Below are 15,318 nucleotides of genomic sequence, written 5' to 3'. Positions count from 1 at the left end.
TTGAACGCCTTCGCCATCACCTTCAGCGACCGCTTCCCAGCCGCTGAAACCTACTAACCAAGATCGCCGGAAACACCGTTAGCGAGACAGCCCCCTCGTAGTCGGTGCTGTAGCACTACGCGACAGCACCGACTACCGCGATTGCCTGGTGAGCGCCGAAACGCGCTTTCATCAGCGACCGGAAGCCCAGGTTGTTGCCGATGATCTTCCGGAGGTTGCTGTTGACGCCGGCGGGGTCCTTCAGCCGAGTGAGGCGAGGGCCCGATGCAGGCGGCCGTGCGGTACTGATTTGTCTATTCTATCGAGAGCGGGTCGTGGTCTACTCGGGCACGGGAATCCGTGCCCGAGTAGACGTCACCACATCGTCAGCTGGTCACCGGCGGTCGGACTTGTCAACCGCCTCTGGCGCTGGTCAGGCGCGCACGAACTGCCACTGTTGGTTGGTCCCGTTGTTGGCGGTCCACTGTACGACCTGCGCGCCGTCACTGGTCGCTGCGGCGTAGACGTCGGCTGCCAGGCCGCTGGCCTGGTTGACGATGGTGTAGTAGCCGTCGCCGGTGGGCCGCAGGTACCACGACTGGTTGGTGCCGCCGTTGGCCGACCACTGTTGCAGTTGCAGGCCCTGCGTGGTGCTGCCGGCGTTGACGTCGAGCATCTTTCCGGACGCGGTGTAGCGCAGGGTGTAGGCGTCCTGGGTGGTGCTGATCGTCCAGGTGGGGGTGCCGCTCTGCTGGACCGCCTTGGCGCCGTCGGCGGTGGAGTTGCCGGCGATGGCGAGGGGCTTGCCGCTGTTGCGGTTGACGATGCGGTAGGTGCCTGCTGCCGGCCCGGTTCCACCGCTTCCGCCGAGGTTGAGGTATTCGGCGGAGTCGGTGAAGACGGTGCTGCCGGACTTGGCGGTCGACAGTTGCAGGTACACGCGGCTGCCGGTGGCGGGGGCGGTGAAGGACACCGGTTGGGTGACCCGCGAGCCGAGTGGGACGGTCAGGGTGCTGTTGCCGGACGCGACGACCGCGCCGGTCGGGCTGTCGAGCCGGGCGGTCCAGGTGAAGCCCACCGAGGTGTTGGTGAGGTCGTCGTTGAACACGGTGATGTTGCGGGTCACCGTGGCGTTGCGGGCGTAGCTGGGCACCGCCTGCGCCAGCGGGAAGCTGCCGTTGGAGTCCGAATTGCCGGAGGCGGACCAGTACGGGAGGTCGATCGCGGCCACCGGGTTGAACGCCGCCTGCACACGCTGGATCTGCGCGTTGCTCCACGGGTCGGGCAGGTTGTCCGCGCCGTAGACCGGGCGAGTGTTCTCCTCCGTGGTGAAGTCGGTGGTTCGCACGCCGGGTACGACGCTGGCCCAGGCGGAGAGCAGCGTGTACGGGCGTAGGTCGCTGGCGTCCTTGCCGCGCTTGGCGGCAGTCGCGGTGGCGAACCATGTGAAGCCCTGCTTGGTGCTGCAGGCGGGCCAGATGTACTCGCCTTCGCCGTCCGGGCGCCCGGTGTGGCGATTCAGGGCCTCGCCGTAGCGGCCGACGCCGTCCAGGTAGTGCGCGAAGATGGTGAAGTTGGGGTAGGTCATGGCCGGGTACCGGCTGGGCGAGTCCGCGCCAATGCCGGCGTCGATGCTGATCGGCCGGGTGCCGTCGTTGCCGTTCATCGCCGCGTACAGGTCCTGTTGGAACTGCTGCGAGTCGTTGCTGTTGGAGCTGGGCTCGTTGATCTGACTCCAGCGGATGATCGCCGGATGGTTGCGGTCGCGCAGGGTCAGCGCACGAGCGTGGGCCACCATGTTGGTGCGTCCGGACACGAAGTCCTGGGAACCACTGCGGATGGCCGTCTCGTCGATGACCATCAGGCCCATCTCGTCGGCCACGTCGAGCATGTACGGGCTGGCCGGTTCCATGTGCATGCGTACCACGTTGTAGTTGAGACGCTGGTAGTTGTCCACCGCCTGCGGCCAGCCGCCGTTGCCAGACGACGGCGGCAGGAAGCCGGGCAGGGTGTCGTACGCGTCGCCCTTCCCGCCGTTGTTGACCCGGTCGTAGTCGGCGCCCTGCAGGCTGTCGCCGCGGAAGTTCACCCGCACGCCGTTGAGGTAGTAGTACTCGCTGTTCTGCGTGCTCTCCCGGAACCCGAAGCGGTACGTGGCGTCACTGGTGCGGCCGTCGTCAGCGGTGGCGTGGATCGCCAGGCGGTGCAGTTGGGCCCGGTACCCGGACCGGTACGGCACGTTGGGCCACCAGTACGAGGTGGCGCCGAGGTCCCACGCCACGGGGCCCACCGTGACCTTCGCCGTCGAACGGGCCGCCACCGTCACGCTCTGCTGCGGCAACTGTGGGTAGCTGAAAGAGCCCGCGCCGTCGGACGTGATCGACCCGCCCAGGGTGACCGTTCTGGTCGCGGCCGAGGAGTTGGTCACCGACACGTCGTAGCTGAGGGTGCGGTTCGCCACCGAGGTACGGACGAACGCGTCGCTGACGTACACCGCCGGGTACACCCGCAGGGACGCGGACCGGTAGATGCCCTGCGGTACCGCCTCGGACCAGTCGGCCGCGATCGGGACCAGGTACTTGCCGTCGGACGACCGCAACGCACCGCGGCCCTTCACCTGCACGCTGATCGTGTGGGTGGTGCCCGGTGCGGCGTAGCTACTGATGTCGAAGTTCGACGGGGTGAACGCCGTCGTCTGGGTCGCCACCACCCGGCCGTCGACCGACAGTGTCGCCTGGTGGTTGACGGCGCCGAACTCGATCCAGGTCGACTGCGGCTGCCCCGAGTCCGGCACGGTGATGCTGCGCGAGTACACCGCCTCGTTCACGTCGGTGAAGCCCTGCTTGTACCAGCCGCCACCGGGCACCGCGATCGACGTCGTTCCCCGACCCGAGGGCGTGAAGCTCCACGTCCCGCTCAGATCGACCGAGGCGATCGCAGCGCTACCGGCCGCCACACCGTCAACTCCGGCGGCCGCGACACTCTGCGTCGCGACCGGCACGGCCAGGGCCGACCCGGGAGTCGCCAGGGTCAGGCCACCCAGCGTCAGGGGCAGGGCGAGCGCCACGGCCGCGGCCAGCCCTCTGGCCGACGCCGACAATCGGCCACCCCAGCGGACGTTCGTACGATGCACGGCAACCTCCTGTGACTCACCCAGCAGCCTTACAACTCCGGGTCAAGGCTTCGCTGCTGGCAGTAGTCGAATCGATTCGACGGTCCGCCAGGGGCGTCGGTCACCCGGGAGGGTGAACACGGCCGACACGTAGATGTGATTAACCGGCAACATGGGCACCGAGTCAAGGATTTGGACTCATCTATCTTGTGCCGAAGCCTGTAATTCCATCAATGCCGACAAAAGCCGCAGCAAAGATAGGATGAAAGGCCGGTCGGCACCACCGTCGACGCCGGGGTCACCGGCTTCACACTGCACGACCTACGCCACTAGACAGCCACCTGTGGCCGACGGTCGAGGATCGGACCCGCGAAGCGACGGCCGCTCTGATGACCGAAACGCTGGGTCTCGCCGAACGGCCTGCGGACTCCCTGCGGACCAAGGAGGCGTGACGTAGCCCGTGAACTGCGCGAACGCGGCCCACCTAGACGTTGAAGCGGAACTCCACGACGTCGCCGTCCTGCATGACGTACTCCTTGCCCTCGATGCGGACCCTGCCCGCCGCCTTGGCCGCCGCCATCGAGCCGGCCTCGACCAGGTCGCCGTAGGAGACCACCTCGGCCTTGATGAAGCCGCGCTGGAAGTCGCTGTGGATGACACCCGCAGCCTCCGGCGCGGTCGCGCCGACCGGGACGGTCCAGGCCCGGGCCTCCTTGGGGCCGGCCGTGAGGTACGTCTGGAGCCCGAGCGTACGGAAGCCGACGCGGACGAGCTGGTTGAGGCCGGGCTCGTTCTGGCCGATCGACTCCAGCAGCTCGCGAGCCTCCTCCTCGGGCAGGTCCACCAGCTCGGATTCGATCTTGGCGTCCATGAAGACAGCCTCGGCGGGGGCGACCAGGGCCCGCAGCTCGTCGAGGAACGCCTCGTTGGCGAGTTCGGCCTCGTCGACGTTGAAGACGTACAGGAACGGCTTGGTGGTGAGCAGGTGCAGCTCGCGAAGGTGCTCCAGCTCGATCTTCGCGGCGGCGGCCCCGGAGTAGAGGGTGGTGCCGCCGTCCAGCACCTCGATGGCCTGCTTCGCGGCGGCGACCGCGGCGGCCCGGTCCTTGCGGAGCTTGGCCTCCTTCTCCAACCGGGGCAGCGCCTTGTCCAGGGTCTGCAGGTCGGCGAGGATCAGCTCGGTGTTGATCGTCTCGATGTCGTCGGCCGGGGAGACCTTGCCGTCGACGTGCACCACGTTCGGGTCGGAGAAGGCCCGGACCACCTGGCAGATCGCCGAGGCGTCCCGGATGTTGGCCAGGAACGCGTTGCCCCGCCCCTGCCCCTTCGACGCGCCGCGCACGAGGCCGGCGATGTCGACGAACGACACCGGAGCCGGCAGCACCTTCTGCGAGGAGAAGATCTCGGCGAGCTTGCCCAGCCGCTCGTCGGGCAGCCCGACCACGCCGACGTTGGGCTCGATGGTGGCGAACGGGTAGTTCGCCGCCAGCACGTCGTTCTTGGTCAACGCGTTGAAAAGCGTGCTCTTGCCGACGTTGGGCAGGCCGACGATGCCGATGGTGAGACTCACGACGAGCCAGCTTACGCCGGTGCCGAGCGGACCGGTCCACGCGGCTCCGAATCCACCGGGCCGGACGCGGCCCTGGTCGCCCCTCAGCGCGTCTGCCAAGGTGGCAGACGTGCCGACGTTGCGGTTCCTCATCATGGTCGACGGCCCGCTGACGGCGGCGGAGCTGCTCGACCTGATCCGCGCCCGGCTGCCCGACGCGAAGCCCTACCGCCGGGACTCGGTCGACGTCCGGGCCAACCTGCTGGAGATCAACACCAACGAGGGCGCCGACCCGAGGCTCGCCGCCACCGACGAGGACGGCTATCTCTATTTCCAGTGGCGGGTGGAGGTGACGCCGATGGACCCGTCGGTCGACGAGGCGCAGCAGATCGCCCTGGCCCGGGAGCTGCTGCGGGCGATCGAGGGGCAGCAGGTGCGGGCGACCGTGTGCGCCGCGTTCGAGGATCGGGTCTGACCCGCGCTCACCGGAGCAGGCGGGGCGCGATGACCTCTTCCCGCACACTGCCGTCCGCGCGACGACTCACCTCGTACGCCGAGACGCCCTCGCGGTCGGCGACCGCCTCGACCAGGCGGGTCCCCCGGTAGACCAGGCCGACACCGTCGTCGGTGCAGTGACTGGTCGGCAACGTCCCGTCGCCGACCAGCTCGTGCATCAGCGGCCGGCGCTCACTCTCGCTGTCGTAGTGCACGCCATTGCCGTACGGCAGCCAACCCAACGCCTCCGTGTAGCCCCGCAGACGGGGTCCGAAGCTGTCGGTGGCGCCGCCCACGTGCCAGCAGATCGAGCCGGCCGAGACGCCGGCCAACACCACGCCGGCCTGCCAGCACTCGTGCAGGATCTCGTCCAGCCCGTGCACCCGCCAGACCGCGACGAGATTGGCGACGCTGCCGCCGCCCACCCAGATCGCATCCTGGGCGAGCAGGTGGGCTCGGACGTCGTCGACGTTCGGCATCGGGAACAGCGCCAGGTGCGACAGACGGAACCGCGTGTCGGCGAACGCACCGTAGACAGCGGTGAACGAGGTCGGCTGGTCACCGACGGCCTGCCCGAGGTAGCAGATCCGTGGCTGCGGACCGGCCTCGGCCAACTCGGCGGCCAGCTCGAAGATCGGGCCGGGGCGCAGGTCGGACGGCCCCCGGTCACCACGGAAGAAGCCCATGCTGGTGGCGAGGATGGTGGGTTCGCTGGCGGGCATGAGCGATCCTTCCGTCGGTGTGCTCTGCCCTCCATCCTGCCGTAGTCGATCATTGTCCAGGGGCTATCAGCATTCGGGCGCGTCGACCTGCCCGACCTCCGTCGATCTTCCGACACGGCGTCGGCCCAACCCGCTCAGCCGGCGGGCCGTCGGCCCAACCCGCTCAGCCGGCGCGGCGTTGCCGGGGAATGAGAGCGGGCCGCGCGTTGGCCGGGTCGGCGGTGCCGCTCGACGCGGCCGACGGAGTCGCCTGCGGATCGGGCCGGTGTCTCGCCGCCGCACCTCCGGCGGGAGGCTCGATCTCGGCGGGCAGGTCGTCGCACGGCCGCTCGGACGCGGGCAGTTGCGCGCACGCGGCGCGGGGCAGGGTGAACCGGTCCGCTGCCGCCGGCCCTGCGGAATTCGACTCGCGCAGCATCCAGCGCACCTCGTCCGCCGTCCAGCCGAGGCTGGGCCGGGCCGCGATCTCCGCGATCAGCCGCCGGCCGACGGTCGTGTCGTCGTCGTAGAAACGCATGCACCGGTGATGCGTCCACATGCCGAGCGCCCGCAGGCCGGCCTCGTCGAGCGACCGGACCAGCCGGCCGCAGGCGGTGTCGGCGAACGGCTCCGCCTGGTCGGCGGACCGGTCCCGTTCGATGGCGCCGACGGCGGCCGGCGCGACGGCCCGCATCCGGCGGTAGAAGGACTGCACCACGGCGCGGGGCAACGGCGGAATCGAGCCGTGTGTAGACGCCGCCACCCAACCCGCAACGCTCGCCATCGCCGCCCCCCCTTCTTGAGTTGGTGGCGAGACGTTACCCGGGACGACCGACACTCCCGGGCGGAAATCCCCCACCCCCACCTCTCCGCCCCGGTGATCAAGAAGTTCGCGTCACGGGGTACGGCGTGTCGTGACGCGAACCTCTTGATCACCGGGAAAAGCGGGGGTGGGTGCGGGGGGTGGTGATGGTCGGGTCTGATTTCCGCCAGCCGACGGCTTGAGCAGCGGGGCATCATCGGTGGCGTGGAGATGGACTTCGAACGGTGCTACCGGGCGGTGGACAGTCGCGACCAGAGGTTCGACGGCTGGTTCTACACCGGCGTGACGTCGACCGGGATCTACTGCCGGCCGTCCTGCCCGGCGATCACGCCGAAGCGGCAGAACGTCCGGTTCTTCCCGTCAGCCGCTGCCGCCCAGGGCGCCGGGCTGCGCGCCTGCCGCCGCTGCCGGCCGGACGCCGCGCCCGGCTCGCCGCAGTGGGACGTCCGCGCCGACGTGGTGGGCCGGGCGATGCGGCTGATCGCCGACGGGGTGGTCGACCGGGACGGCGTACCGGGGCTGGCCGCCCGACTGGGCTACACCGAACGGCACCTGCACCGGATGCTGCGCGCCGAGATGGGGGCCGGGCCGCTCGCGCTGGCCCGGGCCCAGCGTGCGCAGACCGCGCGAATCCTCATCGAGACGACCGGGCTGGGGATGGCCGAGATCGCGTTCGCCGCCGGCTTCGGCAGCGTGCGGCAGTTCAACGACACGGTCCGCGAGGTGTACGCGAGCGCCCCCTCGGAACTGCGGACCGCTCGCGGCCGACACCTGGCGGCAATCGGGGCGGGGACGATCACGCTCCGGCTGGCGTACCGTCCGCCGCTGCACGCCCACGCGCTGCTGGACTTCCTCGCGCTGCGCGCGCTGCCAGGTGTCGAGGAGGTACGCGACGGGACGTACCGCCGGGGGTTGCGGTTGCCACACGGCCCCGGCCAGGTGGCCCTGACCCCGGCGGACGGGCACGTGGCGGCGACGCTGCGCCTGGCCGACCTGCGCGACCTCGCGCCGGCGGTGGCCCGCTGCCGGCGTCTGCTCGACCTCGACGCGGACCCGGAGGCGGTCGACGCCACGCTGGCGGCCGACCCGGCCCTGGCCCCGGCGGTGACGGCCGAGCCCGGGATCCGCGTCCCCCGCGCGGTCGACGGGTTCGAAATGGCCGTACGCGCGATAGTGGGCCAACAGGTCTCGGTGCGCTCCGCCCGCACCACCCTGACCCGCCTGCTGGCCACCCGCGTCGATCATGAAGTTGTTGCCACCGACGACGGCGTGTCGCGACAACAACTTCATGATCAACGGGGTGACCTGCGGGGGTTCCTCACGCCGGAGGAGGTTTTGGGGATCTCCGACGGGGAGTTCGGGATGCCGGGGCGGCGGCGGGACGCCATTCGAGGGCTGGCCCGTGCCCTGGTGGACGGGTCCGTGGACCTGGCGCCCGGGGGTGACCGTCAGGAGACCAGGCGGCGGCTGCTCGCGCTGCCCGGGATCGGGCCGTGGACCGCCGACTACCTCGCCATGCGCGCCCTCGGCGACCCCGACGTCCTCCTCGACAGCGACCTCGCGATCCGCCGCGGCGCGACGGCGCTCGGCCTACCCCACACGACCCTCGACGCGCACGCCGAACGGTGGCGCCCCTGGCGGTCCTACGCCACGATCAGACTCTGGAGAGCCGCATGAGCATCGACAGCACCGTCCTGACCACCCCGACCGGTCCGCTGAGCATCCTCGCCGACCGCGACGGTCAGGTCCTGGCGGCCGGCTTCACCCCCGACCCGGAGGCGCTGCCGCCCCTGATCCACCCGAGTCTGCGAGCGCCGGTACGACCACGCGCCGATCTCGGGCCGACCACCGTGGCCGTTCGGTCCTACCTGGACGGGGATCTCACCGCCATCGACTCGGTGCCGGTACGGCAGCACACCGGCGGCGAGTTCATGGCGTACGCCTGGCAGGTGCTGCGGGACGTGCCGCCGGGCGCGCCGGTCACCTACACGGGGTACGCGGCGCTGGCCGGGCGGCCACCCGCGGTGCGGGCCGCGGCCGCCGCCTGCGCGCGTAACGCCGCGGCGCTCTTCGTGCCCTGCCACCGGGTGCTGCGTACCGACGGGAGCCTCGGTGGCTACCGCTGGGGGCTGGACGTGAAGAAGTGGCTTCTCGGTCATGAGCGGCGGTTGACGGCAAGCTGACAACTACACGGGCACCCAATGACGCTACCGTCGGGTAGTGCCTGTGGAGAGCGACGGCGACCGGGCCGCCCCGGTCGCCGCGGGCCGCCACCCCGTGCACAACCTCTGGCGGCTGCGCCGCTACCTGCGCCCGTACGCCACCGAGTTCGCCTGGTTGCTGGTCGCCGGGCTCGCCGGCACGGCCGCCGGGATCGCCGTACCCCTGGTGGTGCAGCGCGTGGTGGACGGGCCGGTGGCCCGCCACGAGCCCGCGGGCCTGCTCCAACTCGGTGCTCTGGCGCTGCTGCTCGGCGTGGTCGAGGCGGTGCTCATCTTCATCCGTCGGTGGGTGCAGTCGTCCTCGGCGGTGGGCATGGAGGCGGCACTGCGCGCCGACGTCTACGCGCACCTGCAACGGCTGCCGGCCAGTTTCCACGACCGTTGGCAGTCCGGCCAACTGCTCTCCCGGATCACCAGCGACCTGTCGGTGATCCGCCGGTTCCTGTCCTTCGGTGTCTTCTTCCTGGTGCTCAACCTGACCACCTACGTGGTGGTGGTGCTGCTGCTGATCCACCTGCACGCGGCGCTCGGGTTGCTGGTCGCGGCCAGCGCCGTGCCACTGCTGCTGATCACCCGCCGGTTCGGTCGGCACTACCACACCGCGTCCCGGCGGATGCAGGACCAGCAGGGCGACGTGGCGACGCTGGTCGAGGAGACCGCGCAGGGCCTGCGCACCATGAAGGCGTACGGGCGAGGGCCCGAGCTGGCCGCCCGCTTCGCCGACGGGGCCCGGGCGCTGCACGACACCGGCGTGGGCAAGGGCCGGCTGCTGGCGAACACGGCGGCGCTGCTCGACCTGGTGCCCAACCTGACGCTGGGCGTGGTGCTGGTCGCCGGTGCCGCCGCCGCCGCGCGGGGAGTGCTCACGATCGGGGAGCTGGTGGCGTTCGCCAGCCTCCAACTGATGCTCATCTGGCCGGTGCAGTCGCTGGGCTGGATCATCGCCAACGGGCAGGAGGCCGCCACCGCCGCCGACCGGGTCCAGGAGGTGCTGGACACTCCACCGCAGATCGTGGACGCTCCCGACGCGCTCACGCTCAGCCGCGACGCGGTCCAGGGTCGGCTCCGCTTCGAACGGGTCGCCTTCCGCTACCCGGGCGCGGCCACCGGCGTCCTCGACGAGATCGACCTGACCATCGAGCCCGGCGAGACGCTGGCCCTGGTCGGTGCCACCGGCTGCGGCAAGAGCACCCTGCTCTCGCTGGTGCCCCGACTGCACGAGGTGACCGGCGGCCGGATCACCCTCGACGGGCACGACCTGCGCGACCTGCGGCTGGCCTCGCTGCGCCGGCTGGTCGGGGTGGCGTTCGAGGAGCCCACCCTCTTCTCCATGTCGGTGTGGGAGAACCTCACCCTGGGCCGCCCGGACGCCGGCGACGACGAGGTCCGCGCGGCCCTCGCGCTGGCACAGGCCGATTTCGCGTACGACCTGCCGTGGGGCCTGGCCACCCGCGTGGGTGAGCAGGGGTTGTCCCTCTCCGGGGGCCAGCGGCAGCGGTTGGCCCTGGCGCGGGCGGTGCTCGGTCGCCCGGCGCTGCTGGTGCTCGACGACCCGCTGTCCGCCCTTGACGTGCACACCGAAGCGCTGGTGGAGGCGGCGCTACGGCAGGTGCTGCGGGCCAGCACCGCCCTGCTGGTGGTGCACCGACCATCGACGATCGCGCTGGCCGACCGCGTCGCCCTGCTCGACGGTGGACGGATCGCCGCGATCGGCCGGCACTCGGAACTGCTCGCCACCGTGCCCGCCTACCGGGCGCTGCTCGCCGCCGAGCCACCACCCGCGCAACCGGCTCACCCCGGAGCCGCCGAGCCACCACCCGCGCAACCGGCCGCCGCCGTCCACCCAGCCGGAACCGGGCCCGGGGGTGTCGGGCCGCCGGGGCCCGGCGCGTCCACCTCGGACGGCTGGGGCCTGGTGCGCTCGTGACAACCCCGGAGCAGGCCGATCCGTCTCCCGAGGGGGAGCCGGAGCTGGCCCGCTGGCGGGGGACGGCCACCGACCCGGAGGCCGACCGGAGTCGGGCCGAGGAGGACACCCCGGAGGCCGTCGCCCGGCTGCGCCGGCACAGCCGGGCCCTGCTGGCCGACCTGCTGCGCCCGCATCGGGGACGACTCGCCGCCGCCGTCGGTCTGCTGCTCGCGCAGAACGCCGCCGCGATGGCCGGCCCGTACCTGGTCATGATCGGCATCGATCGCGCCATCGCCCCGCTGCGCGCCGGGAACGCCACCCCGCTGGTCGCCGTGGCCGGGGCGTTCGCCGCCGCCGCCGTGACGGAGTACGCGGCCCGCCGAGGCTTCCTGACCCTCTCCGCCCGCATCGGCCAGGCCGTCCTGCTGGACCTGCGACAGCGGGTGTTCGGGCACTTCCTACGACTGTCGGTGGGCTTCCACGAGCGGTACACCTCGGGTCGGATGGTGTCCCGCCTCACCAGCGACCTGGACAGCATCGCCGAGTTGGTCGACGGGGGAATCGACAGCCTGGTGCTCGCCGCGCTGTCGATCCTGTCGGTGGCCGCCATCCTGCTCTGGCTGGACCTGCCACTGGCCGCGGTGACGCTGCTCGCGTTCCCGTTCCTGTTCTGGCTCTCCCGCTGGTTCGCCCGGGCTTCGGCCACCGCCTACCGGCGGACGAGGGAGGCCGTCGCGCTGGTCATCGTGCACTTCGTCGAGTCGATGCGGGGCATCCGGGCGGTGCAGACGTTCCGTCGGGAGCCGCGCAACCAGCGGATCTTCGTGACGCTCGGGGACGACTACCGGCGGGCGAGCCTGCACGCGTTCCGGCTGATCGCCACGTACTCGCCGGCGATCAAGTTGATCGGCAACCTCACGGTCGCGGTCGTGCTCTGTTACGGCGGGTGGCGGGTGCTCGGCGGGCGGACCGAGGTCGGCGTGCTCGCCGCGTTCCTGCTCTACCTGCGACGCTTCTTCGAGCCGATGCAGGAGCTGAGCCAGTTCTACAACTCGTTGCAGTCGGCGACGGCGGCGCTCGAGAAGCTGGCCGGGGTGCTCGACGAACGGCCCGGCGTCGCCGAGCCGGCCCGGCCGGTGCCGCTGCCGCGCGGCCCCGGTCACGGCGAGCTGACCTTCCGGGGCGTCTCGTTCGGCTACCGCGCGAACACCCCCATCCTCGCCGGACTGGACCTGCGGGTGCCGGCCGGGCAGACGGTCGCGCTGATCGGGCCGACCGGCGCGGGCAAGTCGACCATCGCCAAGCTCGTGGCCCGGTTCCACGACCCGGACGCCGGCACGGTCCTGCTGGACGGCATCGACCTGCGCGCGGTGTGCGACGCCGACCTGCGCCGCGCCGTGGTGCTCGTGACGCAGGAGAACCACCTGTTCAGCGGCACGGTGGCGGAGAACATCCGGTTCGGCCGTCCGGGCGCCGACGACGCCGAGGTGCGGGCCGCCGCCCAGGCGATCGGCGCGCACGAGTTCATCGCCGCGTTGCCCGACGGGTACGCCACCCAGGTGCACCGGCGCGGCGGGCGGCTCTCCGCCGGCCAGCGACAACTGGTCGCGTTCGCCCGGGCGTTCCTCGCCGACCCGACCGTGCTGATCCTCGACGAGGCGACGTCGTCGCTGGACGTGCCGACGGAACGGCTGGTGCAACGCGCGCTCGGCACCATCCTGCGGGACCGGACGGCGCTGGTGATCGCACACCGCCTCTCCACAGTGGAGACGGCCGACCGGGTGCTCGTCGTCGACGGCGGGAAGGTCGTCGAGGACGGCCCGCCGGCCGTGCTGGTCGGGTCCGGCGGCCGGTACGCGGCCCTGCACCGGCAGTGGCGCGACTCGCTCGGGTAGGACCGGCGATACGCAACTGCGTGGCTCGGCACCCGGCTGATGCCTACGATCGGCAGATGACCGATACGGCGAGGACCGCCCGCGCCGGCGTTCCCGAGCGTCCCAGTCTGGACGGGCTCGAGGAGCGTTGGGCGCAGCGTTGGCAGGAGGAGGGCACGTACGCGTTCGACCGTTCCCGGGAGCGGAAAGACGTGTACTCCATCGACACACCGCCGCCGACCGTATCGGGCGAGTTGCACATGGGGCACGTCTTCTCGTACACGCACACCGACACCGTCGCCCGCTACCAGCGGATGCGGGGCAAGGCGGTCTTCTACCCGATCGGCTGGGACGACAACGGGCTGCCCACCGAACGTCGCGTGCAGAACGTGTACGGGGTGCGCTGCGACCCGGCGTTGGCGTACGACCCGGTGTGGCGGCCGCCGGCCACCCCGGTCGACGACGCCGCCCGACGCGACCCGACGCCGATCTCGCGGCGCAACTTCATCGAGCTGTGCGAGCGGCTGACGGTCGCCGACGAGCAGGTCTTCGAGGCCCTCTGGCGGCGGCTCGGGCTCTCGGTGGACTGGTCCCTGACGTACACGACGATCGGCCGGATGGCCCGCGCCACCAGCCAGCGGGCGTTCGTGCGCAACCTGCGCCGGGGTGAGGCGTACCAGGCGGAGGCGCCGACGCTGTGGGACGTCGGCTTCGCCACCGCGGTGGCCCAGGCCGAGCTGGAGGACCGGGAACGTCCCGGCGAGTACCACCGGCTGCGGTTCGCCGGGCCCGGCGGGCGCGAGGTGCTCATCGACACCACCCGGCCGGAGCTCCTGCCGGCCTGCGTCGCGCTGGTCTGCCACCCCGACGACGAGCGGTACGCCGACCTGGTGGGCGCGACCGTGCGCAGCCCGCTGTTCGACGTCGAGGTGCCGGTGCGCGCCCACCCGCTCGCCGATCCCGCGAAGGGCACCGGCATCGCCATGGTCTGCACGTTCGGCGACCTCGCCGATGTGACCTGGTGGCGTGAGCTACAGCTGGACACCCGGGTGGTGATCGGCCGGGACGGCCGTCTGCTGCCGGAGCCGCCGGCCGGGGTGCCCGCGGCGCCGTACGCGGGGCTGGCCGGGCAGACCGTCAACGGCGCGCGCCGGGAGATCGTCGGGATGCTGGCCGACGCGGGTGACCTGATCGGAGAGCCGCGTCCGGTGACCCACCCGGTGAAGTTCTACGAGCGTGGCGACCGGCCACTGGAGATCGTCTCCACGCGCCAGTGGTACCTGCGCAACGGCGGACGGGACGCCGAACTGCGGGCGACGCTGCTGGCCCGGGGCGCGGAGCTGCACTGGGTGCCGGCGCACATGAAACACCGCTACGACAACTGGGTGGGCGGCCTGACCGGCGACTGGCTGGTGAGCCGGCAGCGCTTCTTCGGAGTGCCGGTGCCGGTGTGGTACCGGCTCGACGACACTGGCGAGCCGGACTGGTCCCACCCTCTCACGCCGGACGAGTCGACGCTGCCGGTCGACCCGTCCAGTGACCCGGCGCCCGGTTTCGACGAGTCGCAGCGCGGGCGGCCGGGCGGCTTCATCGGCGACCCGGACGTGCTGGACACCTGGGCGACCTCGTCGTTGACGCCGCAGATCGTCGGCGGCTGGGAGACCGACCCGGAGCTGTTCGCGCAGGTCTTCCCGATGGACCTGCGCCCGCAGGGGCAGGAGATCATCCGAACCTGGCTCTTCGACAGCGTGGTCCGTTCGCACTTCGAGCACGGGGTGCTGCCCTGGCGGGACACCGTGCTGTCGGGCTGGATCCTCGACCCGGACCACAAGAAGATGGCCAAGTCCAAGGGGAACGTGGTCACCCCGCTCGCGCTGCTGGAGCAGCACGGCTCGGACGCGGTGCGCTACTGGGCGGCCAGCGGCAAGCCCGGCATGGACCTGGCCTTCGACCCGGCGCAGATCAAGGTCGGCCGCCGGCTGGCCACCAAACTGCTCAACGCGTCGAAGTTCGCGCTCGGCCTGGGCGCCGCGGACGCGCTGCGCGCCGCCACGACGACCCCGCTCGACCGCGCCATGCTCGCCGAACTGGGCACGGTGGTGAGCGCCGCGAGCACGGCCTTCGACGGGTACGACCACACGGCCGCCCTCCAGGTGACCGAGGCGTTCTTCTGGCGGTTCTGCGACGACTACATCGAGTTGGTCAAGGAACGGGCGTACGGCACCGGAGCGGCGGCCGACTCGGCGCGGGCGGCGCTGGCCTCGGCGCTGTCGGTGCAGTTGCGGCTGTTCGCGCCCGTGCTGCCGTACGTCACCGAGGAGATCTGGTCGTGGTGGCGGTACGGGTCGGTGCACCGCGCGCCCTGGCCCACCACCTACGAGGTGGCCCGCGCGATCGAGGGGACGGGCGAGCCCGCGCTGCTGCGGCTGGCCGGGGACGCGTTGGGCCAGGTGCGGCGGGCCAAGTCGGAGCGGAAACTGTCGATGAAGGCGGAGGTGCCGCTGGCCGAGGCGCTCGGCCCGGCGGCGATGCTGGAGCAGCTCACCCTGGTCGCCGACGACCTGCGGGCGGCGGGCCGGATCGGCAAGCTCGACCTGCTGCCGGACCGCACCCCGGACCTCGTCATCGCCTGCGCCTTCTGACCGGGTCCGCCG

At 71.5% G+C, this 15,318-nt stretch carries 9 protein-coding genes and 1 pseudogene; 6 read left to right on the top strand and 4 right to left on the bottom strand.

Annotated elements, in window-relative coordinates:
• Positions 1 to 412 precede the first annotated feature (412 nt).
• A complete protein-coding gene (locus AB0B55_RS26525; RefSeq protein ID WP_357174500.1) occupies positions 413 to 3,112 on the bottom strand; it encodes an RICIN domain-containing protein in 2,700 nt (899 codons plus the stop codon).
• Between the two features lie 463 nt (positions 3,113 to 3,575).
• Positions 3,576 to 4,661, bottom strand: coding sequence for a redox-regulated ATPase YchF (ychF, locus tag AB0B55_RS26520; RefSeq protein ID WP_357126155.1), 1,086 nt, complete (start codon positions 4,659 to 4,661; stop codon positions 3,576 to 3,578).
• A gap of 109 nt (positions 4,662 to 4,770) precedes the next feature.
• On the opposite strand from ychF, the gene AB0B55_RS26515 reads away from it, so the two are divergent.
• On the top strand, positions 4,771 to 5,115 hold the full coding sequence (locus AB0B55_RS26515; RefSeq protein ID WP_357174497.1) for a hypothetical protein: 345 nt from the start codon (positions 4,771 to 4,773) through the stop codon (positions 5,113 to 5,115).
• A gap of 7 nt (positions 5,116 to 5,122) precedes the next feature.
• Here AB0B55_RS26515 and AB0B55_RS26510 read toward each other — a convergent pair whose 3' ends face one another.
• Positions 5,123 to 5,857, bottom strand: a complete 735-nt coding sequence (locus tag AB0B55_RS26510) for a peptidase E (RefSeq protein WP_357126161.1) — start codon at positions 5,855 to 5,857, stop codon at positions 5,123 to 5,125.
• Positions 5,858 to 6,194: 337 nt separating this feature from the next.
• Positions 6,195 to 6,620: pseudogene (locus AB0B55_RS26505) on the bottom strand (hypothetical protein); the annotation flags it as partial.
• Positions 6,621 to 6,863: 243 nt separating this feature from the next.
• On the opposite strand from AB0B55_RS26505, the gene AB0B55_RS26500 reads away from it, so the two are divergent.
• Genes AB0B55_RS26500 through valS form a run of 5 tightly spaced genes read left to right on the top strand, consistent with a single transcriptional unit; the run spans position 6,864 to position 15,306 of the window.
• Positions 6,864 to 8,336, top strand: a complete 1,473-nt coding sequence (locus AB0B55_RS26500) for an AlkA N-terminal domain-containing protein (RefSeq protein WP_357174495.1) — start codon at positions 6,864 to 6,866, stop codon at positions 8,334 to 8,336.
• The gene (locus AB0B55_RS26495) at positions 8,333 to 8,842 is read left to right on the top strand and encodes a methylated-DNA--[protein]-cysteine S-methyltransferase (RefSeq protein ID WP_357126167.1); all 510 of its coding nucleotides are present in this window, start codon (positions 8,333 to 8,335) and stop codon (positions 8,840 to 8,842) included. The genes AB0B55_RS26500 and AB0B55_RS26495 overlap by 4 nt, the downstream gene beginning before the upstream one ends.
• 37 nt (positions 8,843 to 8,879) lie before the next feature.
• The gene (locus AB0B55_RS26490; RefSeq protein ID WP_357174492.1) at positions 8,880 to 10,808 is read left to right on the top strand and encodes an ABC transporter ATP-binding protein; all 1,929 of its coding nucleotides are present in this window, start codon (positions 8,880 to 8,882) and stop codon (positions 10,806 to 10,808) included.
• Positions 10,805 to 12,685 carry an ABC transporter ATP-binding protein gene (locus AB0B55_RS26485; RefSeq protein ID WP_357126173.1) on the top strand — a complete coding sequence of 627 codons (1,881 nt, stop codon included), beginning with the start codon at positions 10,805 to 10,807 and terminating at the stop codon, positions 12,683 to 12,685. Before AB0B55_RS26490 ends, AB0B55_RS26485 begins: the two co-directional genes overlap by 4 nt.
• Before the next feature lie 56 nt (positions 12,686 to 12,741).
• Positions 12,742 to 15,306: a valine--tRNA ligase gene (gene valS, locus AB0B55_RS26480; RefSeq protein WP_357174488.1), complete on the top strand. Its 2,565-nt coding sequence runs from the start codon at positions 12,742 to 12,744 to the stop codon at positions 15,304 to 15,306.
• Positions 15,307 to 15,318 lie beyond the last annotated feature (12 nt).

The sequence above is a fragment of the Micromonospora sp. NPDC049107 genome (assembly GCF_040648595.1).
Taxonomy (GTDB): domain Bacteria; phylum Actinomycetota; class Actinomycetes; order Mycobacteriales; family Micromonosporaceae; genus Micromonospora.
Note: the sequence above shows the minus strand (reverse complement) of the source record. Positions and strands in the feature narration are given on the sequence as shown.